General features: G+C 70.4%; 14 protein-coding genes. 12 read left to right on the top strand and 2 right to left on the bottom strand.

Features of this window, described 5'->3' with window-relative positions; translation table 11 throughout:
• Positions 1-126: 126 nt before the first annotated feature.
• Together AB0C29_RS09230 and AB0C29_RS09225 are read right to left on the bottom strand one after the other, a co-directional pair.
• Positions 127-957, bottom strand: a complete 831-nt coding sequence (locus tag AB0C29_RS09230) for an SWIM zinc finger family protein (protein WP_360817481.1) — start codon at positions 955-957, stop codon at positions 127-129.
• Positions 958-959: 2 nt separating this feature from the next.
• Positions 960-4,034, bottom strand: a complete 3,075-nt coding sequence (locus tag AB0C29_RS09225; RefSeq protein ID WP_360817478.1) for a DEAD/DEAH box helicase — start codon at positions 4,032-4,034, stop codon at positions 960-962.
• A gap of 173 nt (positions 4,035-4,207) precedes the next feature.
• Here AB0C29_RS09225 and AB0C29_RS09220 point away from each other — a divergent pair, with 173 nt between their 5' ends.
• The 12 genes from AB0C29_RS09220 to AB0C29_RS09165 form a co-directional block, all read left to right on the top strand.
• Positions 4,208-4,963 carry a TetR/AcrR family transcriptional regulator C-terminal domain-containing protein gene (locus AB0C29_RS09220; RefSeq protein WP_360817475.1) on the top strand — a complete coding sequence of 252 codons (756 nt, stop codon included), beginning with the start codon at positions 4,208-4,210 and terminating at the stop codon, positions 4,961-4,963.
• A 46-nt stretch (positions 4,964-5,009) separates the two neighbouring features.
• Positions 5,010-6,251 carry a cyclic dehypoxanthinyl futalosine synthase gene (mqnC, locus tag AB0C29_RS09215; protein ID WP_360817472.1) on the top strand — a complete coding sequence of 414 codons (1,242 nt, stop codon included), beginning with the start codon at positions 5,010-5,012 and terminating at the stop codon, positions 6,249-6,251.
• Positions 6,252-6,578: 327 nt separating this feature from the next.
• Positions 6,579-7,274, top strand: a complete 696-nt coding sequence (locus tag AB0C29_RS09210; RefSeq protein ID WP_360817469.1) for a demethylmenaquinone methyltransferase — start codon at positions 6,579-6,581, stop codon at positions 7,272-7,274.
• Positions 7,275-7,326: 52 nt separating this feature from the next.
• A complete protein-coding gene (locus AB0C29_RS09205) occupies positions 7,327-7,608 on the top strand; it encodes a hypothetical protein (protein ID WP_360550881.1) in 282 nt (93 codons plus the stop codon).
• Between the two features lie 87 nt (positions 7,609-7,695).
• Positions 7,696-8,994 carry a geranylgeranyl reductase family protein gene (locus tag AB0C29_RS09200; protein ID WP_360817466.1) on the top strand — a complete coding sequence of 433 codons (1,299 nt, stop codon included), beginning with the start codon at positions 7,696-7,698 and terminating at the stop codon, positions 8,992-8,994.
• 79 nt (positions 8,995-9,073) lie between these two features.
• On the top strand, positions 9,074-9,439 hold the full coding sequence (locus AB0C29_RS09195; protein ID WP_360550885.1) for an NADH-quinone oxidoreductase subunit A: 366 nt from the start codon (positions 9,074-9,076) through the stop codon (positions 9,437-9,439).
• Between the two features lie 5 nt (positions 9,440-9,444).
• The gene (locus tag AB0C29_RS09190) at positions 9,445-10,116 is read left to right on the top strand and encodes an NADH-quinone oxidoreductase subunit B family protein (protein WP_360817463.1); all 672 of its coding nucleotides are present in this window, start codon (positions 9,445-9,447) and stop codon (positions 10,114-10,116) included.
• Complete coding sequence (locus AB0C29_RS09185; protein WP_360817460.1) at positions 10,113-10,826, top strand: NADH-quinone oxidoreductase subunit C; 714 nt, start codon at positions 10,113-10,115, stop codon at positions 10,824-10,826. The genes AB0C29_RS09190 and AB0C29_RS09185 overlap by 4 nt, the downstream gene beginning before the upstream one ends.
• Positions 10,823-12,163 carry an NADH-quinone oxidoreductase subunit D gene (locus AB0C29_RS09180; RefSeq protein ID WP_360817457.1) on the top strand — a complete coding sequence of 447 codons (1,341 nt, stop codon included), beginning with the start codon at positions 10,823-10,825 and terminating at the stop codon, positions 12,161-12,163. The genes AB0C29_RS09185 and AB0C29_RS09180 overlap by 4 nt, the downstream gene beginning before the upstream one ends.
• Positions 12,164-13,354, top strand: a complete 1,191-nt coding sequence (nuoE, locus tag AB0C29_RS09175; protein ID WP_360817454.1) for an NADH-quinone oxidoreductase subunit NuoE — start codon at positions 12,164-12,166, stop codon at positions 13,352-13,354.
• Positions 13,351-14,667, top strand: coding sequence for an NADH-quinone oxidoreductase subunit NuoF (nuoF, locus tag AB0C29_RS09170; protein WP_360817451.1), 1,317 nt, complete (start codon positions 13,351-13,353; stop codon positions 14,665-14,667). The genes nuoE and nuoF overlap by 4 nt, the downstream gene beginning before the upstream one ends.
• The coding region (locus tag AB0C29_RS09165) for an NADH-quinone oxidoreductase subunit G (protein WP_360817448.1) at positions 14,667-16,167 on the top strand (1,501 nt) is incomplete at its 3' end. The genes nuoF and AB0C29_RS09165, both read left to right, overlap by 1 nt.

Genomic DNA, 16,167 nt, shown 5'->3' with positions numbered 1-16,167 from the left:
GCAGCACCGGTCGCACGGGCCGCACCGGTCACCCGGCCGCGCCGGCCCGCTCCGGCCGCGCCGGCTAGACCGGCGGCACCGACCGCACCGGCGACCCGGCCGCACCAGCCACTCGGCCAAACCGGGCTATGTGGACGGTGGGTCGGCGAGGTCGCGGTAGGCCGGGCGGAGGATGTCGACCAGCGGGATGTGGCGGACCCGGATCTGCGGGGCGTCCAGCACCCGCAGCAGCAGCTCCGGCGGCACCGTCACCCGGCCCGGGCGCTCGCGCAGCCGGCTCAGCGAGATGGCCGGGGTGTAGAAGTCGGTCAGGCGCGTCTGCAGCTCGACCTCCTCGACCGCGAGCGGGTCGATGGTCTCGACCGGTTCGGGCAGGCCGCGCAGGGCGGTCAGCAACTCGTCCCGGCCGCGTCCGCGCCAGGCCAGCACCAGGAACGGGTCGTCGTCGAACGCCTCGGCCAGCACGTAGAGCACCGCGGACACGTGCTTGCACGGCGTGCCCCAGTCCGGGCACGAACACTTCATCTCTAGTGTGGACGGGAACAGCGGCAGCTCCAGCTCGTCGAACAGGTCCACCAGCTCGTGCGGGATCTCGCCGGCGAGCAGCGCCGCGCGGTACAGGGCCTGTGATCCCAGCGCGGCCAGCACGCGCGTCCACTGTGCTTCGTCGTAGGCCGGGATGGCGATCGTCACCTCGTACGGCTGCGGGCGTGATCCCTGCACCCGTCCCGCGACCCGGCCGGGGGTGAGCTCGAAGTCGATGACCTGGCCTTTGCGGGCGTACGCACGTCCGCGCGCGAGCCGGCCCGGGTCGCAGGTGCGTTCCAGGATGTCGACGAAGCGGCGGGACCACCACTGCTCGCCGATCTTGCCGCGTTTGGCGCGCACGGCGATGCCGCCGTCCACCCGGATCGGCCCGGTGTTGTCGAACCAGCGTCCCTGCGGGTCCACGGGCATGGTCAGCTCACCGCCACCGGGTCGAGGGAGAACAGCTCGCGCAGCTGGTCGGTGTTGAGGTCGGTGACCCAGTCCTCGCCCGTACCGACCACTGAGGACGCCAGGGCCTTCTTGCGCTCGATCATCGCGTCGATCTTCTCCTCGAGCGTGCCGGTGCAGATGAACTTGCGCACCTGCACGTTGCGCGACTGCCCGATGCGAAACGCGCGGTCGGTGGCCTGGTCCTCGACCGCCGGGTTCCACCAGCGGTCCACGTGGATGACGTGGTTGGCGGCCGTCAGATTCAGGCCTGTGCCGGCCGCCTTGAGCGAGAGCAGGAACAGCATCGGCTCGGTGTCACTCTGGAAACGTTCGACCAGCTCGTCCCGCCGTGTCTTGGACAGTCCACCGTGGAGCCACAGCACCGGCCGGTCGAGATGCGCGGCCAGGTACGGCTGGAGCATCGTCCCGAACTCCGAATACTGCGTGAAGATCAGGGCCTTGTCGCCGTCCTCGATGATCTCCTCGGTCAGCTCCTCCAGCCGGGCCAGCTTGCCGGAGCGACCGGGTAGCCGGGAGCCGTCCTTGAGCAGGTGGGCGGGATGGTTGCAGACCTGCTTGAGCTTGGTCATCGCGGCGATCACGTTGCCCCGCCGCTGGATGCCCTCGCTGTTGTCGATGACGGCCATCATGTCCTCGACCACGGCCTGGTAGAGCGTCGCCTGCTCGGCCGTGAGCGTGCACCAGACCTTCATCTCGTTCTTCTCCGGCAGGTCGGAGATGATCGACTTGTCGGTCTTGAGGCGGCGCAGGACGAACGGTCCGGTGGCGCGCTTCAGTGCGGCGGTGGCATCGGCGTCGCCGCGCACCTCGATCGGCTCCTGGAAGCGGCGGCGGAACCGCTTCGCGGGCCCCAGCAGGCCGGGATTGCAGAACTCCATGATGGACCAGAGCTCGGCGAGGTGGTTCTCCACCGGCGTACCGGTCAGGGCCAGCCTGGTCCGGGCCGGGATGGCCCGCACTGCCTGAGCCTGCCGGGTGCCGCTGTTCTTGATCGCCTGGGCCTCGTCGCAGGCAATTCGTCCCCATTGGACCTCGCGAACTGCGCCGAGATCCCGCAGGGCGGTGCCGTAAGTGGTGATGACGAGATCGGCTGCGGCGACCACGGACCGGAAGTCGTCGTCGCGCTTGCGGGCCCCGCCGTGATGGACATGCACCCGCAGCGAGGGCGCGAACCTGGCGGCTTCCTTCTGCCAGTTGCTGACCAGGGACATAGGACAGACGAGCAGAGTCGGGGCGACCGGCACATCCGGATCGACGCGCTCGGCCAGCAGCAGCGACAGCGTCTGCGCTGTCTTGCCGAGGCCCATGTCGTCCGCGAGGATGCCGCCCAGGCCGAGCCGGGCCAGGAAGTGCAGCCACGACAGCCCCCGCTCCTGGTACGGCCGCAGCGTCCCCTGGAATCCGGGCGGTGTCGGCACCGGCGTGAGCCGCTCGGCCGCCTGCCCGGAGATCAGGTCACCGAGCGCGCCGTCCGCGTCCACCTCGACCAGCGGCAGGTCCTCCTCGCCGCCGTCGACCACCTGCTGGAGCACCTCGCCGGCGGTCAGCTCGCCCTCGCGGCGCTTGCCGACGGCCTTCAGCGCCGCCTTGAGCTGGCGATCGTCCAGCTCGACCCACTGCCCCCGGACCCGGACCAGCGGCACCTTGAGCCGGGCCAGCTCGGCCAGCTCCTCGGCGCTGACCGTGCCGTCGCCGATCACCAGGTCGATGCGGAAGTCGACCAGCTGCTCGAGGCCGAACCCGGAGTCGGCGGCGGCCTTGCCGGACGGCGTCTTGCTGCGGGTGCGGGTGGTCAGCTTGAGCCCGACCGCCTTGCGTCCGGCCCAGGCCGGGAGCTGCACGCCGAAGCCGGCGGCCTGCAGCAGGGGAGCGGCCTGCCGGAGGAAGTCGTGTGCCTCGCCTGTGTTCAGGGCCATGGCCGCCGGCCGGGCGTCCAGCAGCGCCTCGTGCAGCGCCGGGAACAGCCGGACCGCGCGGCCGAGCCCGGCGAGCAGCGTCTCGTCGGGATTGGCCGGCAGGCCGGGCATGCGCGTGCCGTTCCAGAGGTCGTCGGCGGGCAGGTAGAGACTCGGATCGTCGGCTGACTGGAGGGCGAAGTCGAGTGCCCAGTCGTCGGTGCCGGGCGCGGGCTCGGTCAGCCGGAAGCTCACCCGGATCGGCCCGTTGGCGTCGTGCGCCGACCGCAACCAGCCGACCAGCGGCTTGGACAGCTCGGCGACGTCGGCCGGCCTGGCCCCCGGCAGGGAGGGATCGGCGCCGGTCAGCGAGAAGAGCCATCGCTCCGCGAGCGCGGTCCGGGGGCCGGGCCGCAGCCCCAGCAGCATCCGCTCCGGCATCAGGGAGCGGGCGGCGGCATCCACCAGGACCTCGAGCGCGTCCCGCAACGTGCGGCCGACACTGCCGGTGGCGCTGCTCTCGGCGTCGTCGGACGACCCGCCCACCGCGGCCGAGCGACACACCGGGGGCATGGCCGCGGCGAAGTCGCGATAGCCGGCGGCGTCGGCGCCGGTGAGCACCGGCCGCCAGCGACCGGCCGGCGTGCCCGACTCCACCACCAGCTGCGGCAGCATCCGCCCGCGGCGGGCCATGTCGCAGGCGTGCCCGGCCAGCACACACAGATAGCGCAGGGACGCCGCAGCGATCCAGGGCCCGTCCGGATCGGGCTCGGCCAGCGCTCCCAGGGCGGTCAGCGCCAGCTCGCCCGGCAGCACCAGCGCCGGTGTCTCCCAGGCCCCCAGCCGCAGACCCCGGCCGGGCGCCTCGCTGCCGGCCTCCGGCGACGGCAGCGGACCCTTGGCCGTGCCGGGCAGCTGCAGGATTAGCTCCGTCTCGGCGGCCTTGGCCAGCGCGTCTCGGACGTCGTCCGACGAGCCGGTCAACGCCGCGGCGAGGGCTCCGGCGGACACCGCGAACGGATGGGGGCGGCGACGAGCCCGGGAAGAGGTGGTCAGCGGGAGAGCGGGATCCTCGGCCCAGAGCGCGAGCCTCCCGGGCGCCGACTCACCGGCGATCCACACGCCATGCACGACGAGCACTGCGACTCCGATTCCGATCGACCTGTCGAGGTTAACGACTGAGCCTGCCCCTGGCTCAGGTGCGCCCCGGCGAGGCGAAACCCGATCGGGAGGCGAGAGACTTGCACCGGACCCCCAGCCCGTTTAGCTGGACGCCGTATAAGATACGCCGTACAAGAAAGGAGTGCCACCCCGTGGCCGAGGCGCGACGCACCATCGACCTGCTCTGGTTCGACGAGCCGGCGAGCCGGCGCGGGCGCAAGAAGGGCCTGACCGTCGCCCAGGTCGTCGACGCCGCCATCACGCTCGCCGATGACGAGGGGCTCGACGCGGTGAGCATGCGGCGGGTGGCCCAGGAGCTGGGCGTCGTGCCGATGACGCTCTACACCTACGTGCCGGACAAGGCCGCTTTGCTCGACCTGATGCTCGATGCCGTCTACCTGCGGATGTCGCGGGAAGGCAGCGCGGACGCGTCCTGGCGGGAGCGGCTGGCGGCGGTGGCCGAGGACAACAGGCTGCTCTTCGCGCAGCACCCGTGGGCGGCTGGCATCTCACAGAGCCGGCCGCCGCTGGGCCCCGGCCTGATGGCGAAATACGAACACGAGCTGCGCGCCTTCGACGGCACCGGCCTCGACGACGTGGAGACCGACTCCGCCCTGACGTTCCTGCTCGGTTTCGTCCAGGCCGCCGCCCGGGCCGCCGTCGACGCGCAGGCCGCGGCCGAGCGCAGCGCCCGCAGTGATCAGGAGTGGTGGGCCGAGAGCGGCCCGCTGCTGGCGAAGGTCTTCGATCCGGCCGCCTACCCGACGGCCGTGCGGGTCGGCGCCGCGGCGGGCGCCGAGCTGGGTGCCGCCTTCGACCCCGGCCGCGCGTACGCGTTCGGTCTCGAACGGGTCCTGGACGGCCTCGGGGTGCTGATCGAGCGCCGCAGCGGCGCGGCGCGTCAGTGACCGACGCCGCTGACGACTGCCGGATCCGGGACGTAGGCTTCGGGACGTGACGGCGAACCCGGAGATCGACAGCATCCTGCAGCGTGGGGCCGACGGCGGGCGGATCACGCCCGAGGAGGCGCTGCTGCTCTACACCGAAGCGCCCTTCCACGCCCTCGGCGAGGCGGCTGACGCGATCCGGCGCCGGCGCTACCCGGACGGGATCGTCACCTACCTGATCGATCGCAACATCAACTACACCAACGTCTGCGTCACGGCCTGCAAGTTCTGCGCCTTCTACCGGGCGCCGAAGCACGCCGAGGGCTGGTCGCACCCGATGGAGGAGATCCTGCACCGGTGCGGCGAGGCGGTCGAGCTCGGCGCGACCCAGGTCATGCTCCAGGGCGGCCACCACCCGGACTACGGCGTGGAGTACTACGAGAATCTCTTCTCCTCGGTCAAGCAGGCCTATCCGCAGCTGGCCATCCACTCGATCGGCCCCAGCGAGATCCTGCACATGGCCAAGGTCTCCGGCGTCTCCATCGAGGAGGCGGTGCTGCGGATCAAGGCCGCCGGCCTCGACTCCATCGCGGGGGCCGGCGCCGAGATGCTGCCCGACCGGCCGCGCAAGGCGATCGCGCCGCTCAAGGAGTCCGGCGCGCGCTGGCTCGAGGTCATGGCGGTCGCGCACCGCAACGGCCTGAGCTCCACGGCCACGATGATGATGGGCACCGGCGAGACCAACGCCGAGCGCATCGAGCACATCCGGATGATCCGCGACGTGCAGGACCTCGCCATGGCGAACGGCTACGTGGACTCGGCGGTCGAGGCCGAGGGCAGTGTGGGCGGCTTCCGCGCGTTCATCCCGTGGACGTACCAGGCGGAGAACAACCACCTCAAGGGCCGCACCCAGGCCACCGCGATGGAATACCTGCGCTTCATCGCGGTCTCCCGGCTCTTCTTCGACAACATCGCCCACCTGCAGGCGTCCTGGCTGACCACCGGCAAGGACGTCGGTCAGCTCGCGCTGCACCTGGGCGTCGACGACCTCGGCTCGATCATGCTGGAGGAGAACGTGATCTCCTCGGCGGGCGCCCGGCACCGGTCGAACCTGCACGAGCTGATCTGGATGATCCGCACGGCGGGCCGGATCCCGGCGCAGCGCGACACCCTCTACCGGCACCTCGCGGTGCACGCGACCGAGGCCGACGACCCGACGGACGAGCGCGTGGTGTCGCACTTCTCGTCGATCGCGATGCCCGGCGGCGGTGCGGGCCGCACCGAGCTGCCGCTCGTCGAGGCCCGATAGCTTCCCGAGACCTGGTGGCCCCCGCGCTGAGGGGTGTCGATGGGCCGGATGACCGGGGGCACCGGCCGATCGGCCAGGTGCGCCTCGGTGAAGCGGTGAGGGGCTGATTGCTCCTCGGTAACGAGCCGCGTGTGTCTCTGGTCCGGCGCGTTGGTGCTGGTTACGTTGCCTGCGTAACACCGCAACACTGAAGCGTCGCCACGACTCATGACCGTCGGCGGCGGGGTCGGACCCGACCGATGGCGGTCGTATATATAACGCAAGATGAACGGGCGGGATGGGTCACCATCCCGCCCTTTCCATGTGCGCGGCTGGCAAAGTGGGGGCGTGACGCGCGCAGATCTGGACAAGCAGCCGCACGAGGTCGCCGAGATGTTCGACGGTGTGGCCGAGCGGTACGACCTCACCAACACGGTGCTCTCCTTCGGCCAGGACCGCGGCTGGCGCCGGGCCACCCGGGCCGCCCTGGGGCTGCGGCCGGGGGAGCGGGTCCTCGACGTCGGCGCGGGCACCGGGGTGTCGACCGAGGAGCTGGGCCGCTCGGGGGCGTACGCGGTGGGGGCCGATCTCTCCACCGGGATGTTGCGGGCCGGTCGGGCCGCCGGCCGGGCTGTGCCACTGGTCGCCGGGGACGCGCTCAAGCTGCCGTTCCCCGACGAGACGTTCGACGCGGTGACGATCTCCTTCGCCCTGCGCAACGTCGTCGACACCGGCGCGGCGCTGCGGGAGCTGGGCCGGGTCACCCGGCCGGGCGGGCGCCTGGTGGTGTGCGAGTTCAGCCACCCGACCAACGCGGCGTTCCGCACCGTCTATCTGTCGTACCTGATGCGCAGCCTGCCCACTGTGGCCCGCGGCGTGTCGAGCAACCCTGAGGCGTACGTCTATCTGGCCGAGTCGATCCGCGCCTGGCCGGACCAGTCCGGGCTGGCCGCCCGCATCGCGGGCGCGGGCCCGTGGGCGCGGGTCGGGTGGCGCAACCTCACCGGTGGGGTCGTTGCCCTGCACCGGGCCACGAAGATCTGAAAAATGAGCGTTTGCCCGGTTCTCGCCGGTCCGGGGTGTTTGACTCGAGGGCATGACGACAATCGACTGCCTGGTCGACGACTCGGACATCGACGTCCCGATCGACGACCGTGACGAGGGCGAGCGCCGGGCCCTGGAGCTGGCGCATCGTATCCGGTTGGTGGCCGTGCGGGACCCGGAACAGGCGCAGCGGTTGGTGGATGAGCTGATCGTCGCGCTCGATGCCGCGATGGGCGGTACGTTTTCCGAGCACCTGGACGGAGTCGCCCGCGAGGTCCTGCAGCGGGCTCTCGCGAGAAGCCGGAACAGTTCCGAAACAGTTAGGGTTCCCTAACCCCTATCCGCTTCGATGGCCGTCTTAGACTCCGACTGGGCTGGCTTGTGAACTGTTTCACGAGCCCGCGCTTGACGGAGGTGAGCCGTGAACGACCTCGCTGTCGCAGGGGGAACCGTCGCCGACGAGGCCGACGTGATCGTGGTCGGGGCTGGGCCGGGTGGCTCCGCCGCGGCGTACCACATGGCGCGCCACGGCCTGCGCGTCCTGCTGCTGGAGAAGACGGAGTTCCCGCGCGAGAAGGTCTGCGGTGACGGCCTCACTCCACGCGCGACCCGCCAGCTGATCCGGATGGGTGTGGACACCTCCGAGAAGGCCGGCTGGCTGCACAACCGCGGCCTGCGGGTGATCGGTGGCGGCGTCCGCCTCGAGCTGGACTGGCCGGAGCTCGCGAGCTTCCCCAACTACGGTCTCGTGCGCACCCGCCTCGACTTCGACGACATGCTGGCCAAGCGCGCGGTGGAAGCCGGCGCCCTGCTGCGCACCGGGGTCAACGTCACCGGCCCGGTGCTCGACGCCGACGGCCGCGCCATCGGTGTCGAGGCCAAGGCCGGCCCCGGTAAGGAACCCGTCCAGTATCGCGCCCCGCTGGTGATCGCGGCGGACGGCGTGTCCGGCAAGTTCCCGCTCGCGATGGGACTGGCCAAGCGCGACGACCGCCCGCTCGGCGTCGCCGTCCGGCGCTACTACCAGTCCCCGGTACGCGCCGACGACGACTACCTGGAGTCCTGGCTGGAGCTGCGCAGCGCGGAGGACCGCGACCGGCTGCTGCCCGGCTACGGCTGGATCTTCGGCATGGGCGACGGCCGGGTCAACGTGGGCCTGGGCATCCTCAACTCCTCCAGCGCCTTCGGCAAGACCAACTACCGCGCCATGCTCACCGACTGGCTGAACACCACGCCCGAGGAGTGGGGCATGCGCGGCGAGGCCAACGCCGACGGCCCGGTCCTGGGGGCCGCGCTGCCGATGGGCTTCAACCGGGTGCCGCACTACACGCGCGGCGTCATGCTGGTCGGCGACTCCGGTGGCATGGTCAACCCCATGAACGGCGAGGGCATCGCGTACGCGATGGAGTCCGGCGAGCTGGCCGCGGAGGTGGCCGTCCAGGCCCTCGCGCGCCCGGCCGGCGCCGACCGCGAGCGTGCCCTGCAGGCCTACCCGTCGGAGTTGAAGATCCGGTTCGGGGGGTACTACCGCCTGGGCGGGGTCTTCGTGAAGCTCATCGGCAACCCGCAGATCATGCGGATCGCCACCAAGCACGGCATGCCGCACCCGACCCTGATGCGGTTCGTGCTCAAGCTGCTGGCGAACCTGACGGACCCCCGGGACGGCGACGCCATGGACCGGATCATCAACGGCCTGACGAAGGTTGCACCGGCGGTATGAGAGACAACAGGACCCCGGTCGACAAGACGCCAAAGCGGATTAATAGTGTGAAGCGGCTAACAGTCGAGCAGGAGACGGTATGACGCTCAATCCCTACGTACCGATCGTCGGGCTGCTGATCCTCGGTGCGCTCTTCGCCCTGTTCTCGGTGTCGATCGCGCCGATCGTGGGTCCGAAGCGCTACAACCGGGCCAAGCTCGAGGCGTACGAGTGCGGCATCGAGCCGGCTCCGCAGCCCATCGGTGGCGGTCGCTTCCCGGTCAAGTTCTACTTGACCGCGATGCTGTTCATCGTCTTCGACATCGAGACCATTTTCCTCTACCCGTGGGCGGTGTCCTTCGAGGCGCTCGGCCTGTTCGGCTTCGTCGAGATGGTCCTCTTCATCGTCACTGTCTTCATCGCCTACACGTACGTGTGGCGACGCGGCGGATTGAACTGGGACTGATTGACATGGGAATCGAAGAGAAGCTGCCCAGCGGCATTCTGCTGACCTCGGTGGAGAAGCTCTCCAACTGGGCCCGCAAGTCGTCGTTCTGGGGCGCCACCTTCGGCCTCGCCTGCTGCGCCATCGAGATGATGGCCGCCGGCGGACCGCACTACGACCTCGGCCGCTGGGGCATGGAGGTCTTCCGGGCCTCGCCGCGGCAGGCCGACCTGATGATCGTGGCCGGCCGGGTGAGCCAGAAGATGGCCCCCGTCGTGCGCCAGATCTACGACCAGATGCCCGAGCCGCGCTCGGTCATCTCGATGGGCGTGTGCGCCTCGTCCGGCGGCATGTTCAACAACTACGCGATCGTGCAGGGCGTGGACCACATCGTCCCGGTCGACATCTACCTGCCCGGCTGCCCGCCGCGGCCGGAGATGCTGATCGACGCGATCCTCAAGATGCGCGAGAAGGTCATGGCCGCCCCGCTCGGCCCGAACGGCCGCAAGATGCTCGAGGCGCGCCGGGCCGAGGGCAAGCTGCCGATCGTCGCCCCGGGCGCGATGCCCTCGTCGTACCGGGTGGACAAGGTCCGCCGGGCGGAGTGGACGCAGGCCGTCAAGGAAGGCCGCGAGGAGCAGTTGCGCATCGAGAACTGGATGAAGCTGCAGCCGCACCTTCGGGAGGGTGGCAAGTGACCAACGAGTCCGACGGCGGCGTACCCGCCACTCAGCCGGTCGGCGCCGACCTCGACGCTCCGGCCCAGACGCCGCCGAGCCCCGACCGGGGCATGTTCGGCGTCAAGGGCACCGGCGACGTGTCCGGCTTCGGCGGCCTGGCCCGCCGGCGACCGACCACGGCCGACACCCCGCGCCCGTTCGGCAGCTACTTCGACGAGGTCCACGACGCGCTGGAGGAGGCCTACCCGGGTTTCGCCGACGCGATCGAGAAGGTCGTCGTCGACCGGGGCGAGCTGACCCTGCACATCAAGCCGGAGCGGATCGCCGAGGTCTGCCAGATCATGCGTGACGACGAGTCGCTGCGCTTCGAGCTGTGTTCCTCGGTGGACGCGGTCGACTACCTGGGCAGCGACAACCGCCGCTTCCACGTCTCCTACCAGCTCACCTCCATGACGTATCGCCGCCGGGTCCGTCTCGAGGCGGCCGTGGCGGAGGGCGTCAGCCTGCCGAGCGTGACCAGCGTGTACCCCACTGCCGACTGGCAGGAGCGGGAGATCTACGACATGTTCGGTGTCGTCTTCGACGGCCACCCCAACCTCACCCGGATCCTGATGCCGGATGACTGGGAAGGCCACCCGCAGCGCAAGGACTATCCGCTCGGCGGCGTGCCCGTCGAGTACAAGGGCGCCGAAATTCCGCCGCCGGACCAGCGGAGGGTCTACCAATGACAAGCCAGACGACCAGCGGAGCCGGGTACGCCACCGAGCGCGAGACCACCGAGGGCCGGGTCTTCAACGTCACCGGTGGCGACTGGGACACCATCACCGGTGGCATCGATCCGCTCAGCAACGAGAAGATCGTCGTCAACATGGGCCCGCAGCACCCGTCGACGCACGGCGTGCTGCGGCTGGTGCTGGAGCTCGAGGGCGAGACCGTCACCCAGGTCCGCCCGGTCGTCGGTTACCTGCACACCGGCATCGAGAAGAACCTCGAGTACCGCAACTGGACGCAGGGCACGACCTTCGTGACCCGGATGGACTACCTGGCGCCGCTGTTCAACGAGACCGGCTACTGCCTGGCGGTCGAGAAGCTGCTCGGCATCACCGACGACATCACCGAGCGGGCGAACACCATCCGGGTGCTCTTCATGGAGCTCAACCGGATCTCGTCGCACCTGGTGTGGATCGCCACCACGGGCATGGAGCTCGGCGCGATCTCGATGATGCTGTACGGCTTCCGCGAGCGTGAGTACATCCTCGACATCTTCGAGGAGACCTCCGGCCTGCGGATGAACCACGCGTACATCCGCCCGGGCGGTGTGGCGCAGGACGTGCCGGACTCGGCGATCCGCAAGATCCGGGACCTGCTCGTCTACCTGCCCAAGAAGCTCAAGGAATACGAGGCCATGCTCTCCGGCCAGGTCATCTGGCAGGAGCGCACCCAGGGCGTCGCCGTCCTCGACGTGACCGGCTGCCTGTCGCTGGGCATCACCGGCCCGGTGCTGCGCTCGGCCGGCCTGGCCTGGGACCTGCGCAAGACCATGCCGTACTGCGGTTACGAGAACTACGAGTTCGACGTGCCGACCGCGACCACCGCCGACGTCTGGGGCCGCTACCTGGTCCGGATGGCGGAGATCCGGGAGTCGCTGAAGATCGTCGAGCAGGCGCTGGACCGGCTCAAGCCCGGCCCGGTGATGATCGCGGACAAGAAGATCGCCTGGCCGGCCCAGCTGGCCGTCGGCGTCGACGGCATGGGCAACTCGCTCGAGCACGTCGCCAAGATCATGGGTCAGTCGATGGAGTCGCTGATCCACCACTTCAAGCTCGTGACCGAGGGCTTCCGGGTGCCGCCCGGCCAGGTCTACGTCGGCATCGAGCACCCGCGTGGCGAGCTGGGTGTGCACGCCGTCTCCGACGGTGGCACCCACCCGTACCGGGTGCACTACCGCGACCCGAGCTTCGTGAATCTCCAGGCCATCCCCGCGATGGCCGAGGGTGCGCTGCTGGCCGATGTCATCGCCGGCGGCGCCTCCCTGGACCCCGTGATGGGTGGGTGTGACCGTTAAATGTCAGATGTGACTGTGGACTTCTCCCCGGCCGCAGCGCCGCTGGCCGAGAAGCTCCTCGAGCCGGCGCGCGAGATCCTCGCGCGCTACCCGGCGGGTCGTGAGCGTTCGGCGCTGCTCCCGCTGCTGCACCTGGTGCAGACCGAGGAGGGCTTCGTCAGCCCCAACGGCGTCGCGTTCTGCGCCGAGATCCTGGGCATCAACAAGGCCCAGGTCGGCGCGGTGGCGACCTTCTACACCATGTACAAGCGCAAGCCGACCGGCGAATACCTGGTCAGCGTCTGCACCAACACGCTGTGCAACGTGCTCGGCGGCCAGGAGATCTACGACGGTCTCGTCGAGCACCTCGGGGTCGGGCACGACCAGACCACGGCCGACGGCAAGATCACGCTGGAGCACGCCGAGTGCCTCGCGGCCTGTGACTACGCGCCGGTCGTGACGGTCAACTACGACTTCGCGGTGGACAACAGCACCCCGCAGGCGGCGGTCGAGCTGGTCGAGCAGCTGCGCAAGGGGGAGCGGCCGATGCCGTCCCGCGGCGCGCGGATCTGCTCGCTCAAGGAGATGCAGTTCCAGCTGGCCGGTTTCGCCGACGAGCGCGAGGGTGCGGTCGCCGACGGTCCGGCCGGGGCGCCCACCCTGCGCGGCGTGACCCTGGCCCAGGAGCACGGTGTCGCGGTGGCGAACTTCAACATCGACACCCCGATCACCACCACCAAGCCGGCCCGCGACGAGTCCGCCAAGGCCGTCAAGGACCCCGGCCCGGTCTCCGCGCCGCGGACCGAGGAGAAGCACGGCGGCCTCATCGCCAACGTGGCCTCCAAGGTCAAGGCCGCGGCGGCCACTGTGGTCGACAAGGTCGAGCACCGCAAGGCCGGTGCGCCGGTCAAGGCCGGCGACGACAAGGACCCGGAGACCCGGGCCGCCGAAGCCCGCAACCCCACCGGCGACACCCCGGCCCCGGCCGCGACCAGCGCCGGGCTGCCGAACCAGACCCCGGCTCCGAGCAACCCGGCCGAGGCGGCCGGCGCGGCGAAGAACGAGGTCGCCGGCGACGGCAAGCCGGCCGGCGACACCGAGCGCGGCGAGAGCATCGTCAGCGAGGGCACCGCCGCCCAGAAGCAGCCGGCCACCGCGAACGACAACCCCGGCTGGCAGAACACTCCGCGCGGCAACGAGGAGAAGAAGTGACTCAGCCCCGGCGTGAGGTTCTTCAGAAGCTCACCCCCGTCCTCACCAAGCGCTGGCTCTCGCCGGACGCCTGGCAGATCGACACCTACGAGCGGCTCGACGGGTACGCCGCCGTCCGCAAGGCGCTGGACGTCCACCCCGACGACCTGATCCAGCTCATCAAGGACTCCGGCCTGCGCGGCCGCGGCGGGGCCGGCTTCCCGACCGGTCTCAAGTGGGGCTTCATCCCGCAGGGCGACGGCAAGCCGCACTACCTCGTCATCAACGCCGACGAGGGCGAGCCCGGCACCTGCAAGGACCTGCCGCTGATGACGTACGACCCGCACTCGCTCGTGGAGGGCGCGATCATCGCGGCCTACGCGATCCGGGCCAGCCGGGCGTTCATCTACATCCGCGGCGAGGCCGTGCACGCCACCCGGCGGCTGCGCAACGCGGTCCAGGAGGCGTACGCCAAGGGCTACCTCGGCGAGAACATCCTCGGCTCCGGGTTCGACCTCGACCTCGTCGTGCACAGCGGCGCGGGGGCGTACATCTGCGGCGAGGAGACGGCGCTGCTGGACTCGCTCGAGGGCTTCCGCGGCCAGCCCCGGCTGCGCCCGCCGTTCCCCGCGGTCGCCGGCCTGTACGCGAGCCCGACGGTGGTCAACAACGTCGGTACCATCGCGTCGGTGCCGTACATCGTGCTGGGCGGCGCGGACTGGTGGAAGAGCATGGGCACGGAGAAGTCGTCCGGCCCGATGATCTACTCGCTCTCCGGCCGGATCGCCAACCCGGGCCAGTACGAGTGCGGCCTCGGCATCACCCTGCGCGAGCTGATCGAGCTGGCCGGGGGCATGAAGCCGGGTCACAACCTCAAGTTCTGGACGCCGGGCGGCTCCTCGACGCCGCTGCTGACGGCCGACCACATCGACACCCCGATGGACTTCGAGGGAGTGGCCGCGGCGGGCTCGATCCTGGGCACCACGGCGATGCAGATCTTCTCCGACCAGGACTGCCCGGTGTACGCGACCTGGCGCTGGCTGGAGTTCTACCACCACGAGTCCTGCGGCAAGTGCACCCCGTGCCGCGAGGGCAACTACTGGATGGTCCGCACGTACCGCCGGATCCTCTCCGGCCAGGGCACCGTCCAGGACCTCGACACCCTGCAGGACACCGCGGACAACATCTTCGGCCGTTCGTTCTGCGGTCTCGGCGACGGCGCCGCGACGCCGGTCATGTCGACGCTGAAGTTCTTCCGCCAGGACTACCTGGACTACATCGAGGGCCGGACCGCTCCGCGGCTGTCCGAGAAGGCCCTGGTAGGAGCGCACTGATGACCGATGTCGCCAAGAAGACCGACGAGGTCACGCTGACCGTCGACGGCGTGGAAGTGACGGCCGCCAAGGGCGAGCTCGTCATCCGGGTCGCCGAGCGGATGGGCATCGCGATCCCGCGGTTCTGCGACCACCCGCTGCTGGCCCCGGCCGGCGCCTGCCGCCAGTGTCTGGTCGAGGTGGAGGGCCAGCGCAAGCCGGTCGCCTCCTGCACCCAGACGGTGGCCGAGGGCATGGTGGTCAAGACCCAGCTCACCTCCCCGGTCGCCGCCAAGGCCCAGGGCGGCGTGATGGAGCTGCTGCTGGCCAACCACCCGCTCGACTGCCCGACCTGCGACAAGGGCGGCGAGTGCCCGCTGCAGAACCAGGCGATGTCGAACGGCCGCGTCGACTCGCGCTTCCACGAGCACAAGCGCGAGTACGAGAAGCCGATCCACATCTCCAGCCAGGTGCTGCTGGACCGGGAGCGCTGCATTCTGTGCCAGCGCTGCACCCGCTTCTCCGAGGAGATCGCCGGCGACAAGTTCATCGACCTGATGGACCGCTCGTCCGGTGAGCAGATCAACGTCTACCGCGACGACTTCTTCGGCGGCGAGGGCACCGGCGACGGCCAGGTCGGCGAGGGCGAGGGCGACGTCGCCTTCAACTCCTACTTCTCCGGCAACACCATCCAGATCTGTCCGGTCGGCGCGCTGACCGGCGAGCAGTACAGGTTCCGGGCCCGCCCGTTCGACCTGGTCTCCTCGCCGACCGCCTGCGAGCACTGCGCCGCCGGCTGCTCGATGCGGGCCGACCACCGCCGGGGCAAGGTGCTGCGGCGCCTGGCCGGCGACGACCCGGCGGTCAACGAGGAGTGGAACTGCGACAAGGGCCGGTGGGGCTTCCGCTACACCACCGGCTACGACCGCATCACCACCCCGATGCTGCGCGACGCCAAGACCGGCCAGCTGCGTGAGGCGTCCTGGAGCGAGGCCCTGCTGGCCGCCGCCGAGGGGCTGCAGGCTGCGAAGGGCCGCGGCGTCGGCGTGCTGACCGGTGGCCGTCTCACGGTCGAGGACGCGTACGCGTACGCGAAGTTCGCCCGGGTCGCCCTCGGCACCAACGACATCGACTTCCGGGCGCGCCCGCTGTCCGGCGAGGAGGCCGACTTCCTGGCCTCCTCCGTCGCGGGCGTCACGGACGTCACCTACGAGGACGTCGAGAACGCGCCCGCCGCGGTCATCGTCGGCCTCGAGCCCGAGGAGGAGTGCCCGATCCTCTTCCTGCGGCTGCGTAAGGGCCACGGGAAGGGCAAGCTCAAGGTCACGGCCGTGGCGCCGTACCTGAGCCGGGGTTTTGAGAAGCTCGGCGCGACGCTCGTCGCGGCCGTGCCCGGTGACGAGGCCCGGCTGCTCGGCACCGACGCGGCCGTGAGCGCCGCACTCGCCGTGCCCGGCGCTCTGCTGATCGTCGGCGAGCGGCTCGCGAGCGTGCCCGGTGGTCTCTCGGCCGCCGCCGCGC

The organism is Actinoplanes sp. NPDC048791, assembly GCF_040650095.1.
Taxonomy (GTDB): domain Bacteria; phylum Actinomycetota; class Actinomycetes; order Mycobacteriales; family Micromonosporaceae; genus Actinoplanes.
The sequence above is the reverse complement of the archived record's forward strand: the minus strand, read 5'-3'. Positions and strand labels throughout refer to the sequence as shown.

Excerpts from the sequence above, each read along its gene's own strand:
- AB0C29_RS09190 (WP_360817463.1), top strand. The coding sequence starts at position 9,445 with ATGGGAATCGAAGAGAAGCTGCCCAGCGGCATTCTGCTGACCTCGGTG.
- AB0C29_RS09205 (WP_360550881.1), top strand. The coding sequence starts at position 7,327 with ATGACGACAATCGACTGCCTGGTCGACGACTCGGACATCGACGTCCCG.
- AB0C29_RS09230 (WP_360817481.1), bottom strand. The coding sequence starts at position 957 with ATGCCCGTGGACCCGCAGGGACGCTGGTTCGACAACACCGGGCCGATC.
- AB0C29_RS09195 (WP_360550885.1), top strand. The coding sequence starts at position 9,074 with ATGACGCTCAATCCCTACGTACCGATCGTCGGGCTGCTGATCCTCGGT.
- nuoE (WP_360817454.1), top strand. The coding sequence starts at position 12,164 with ATGTCAGATGTGACTGTGGACTTCTCCCCGGCCGCAGCGCCGCTGGCC.
- AB0C29_RS09180 (WP_360817457.1), top strand. The coding sequence starts at position 10,823 with ATGACAAGCCAGACGACCAGCGGAGCCGGGTACGCCACCGAGCGCGAG.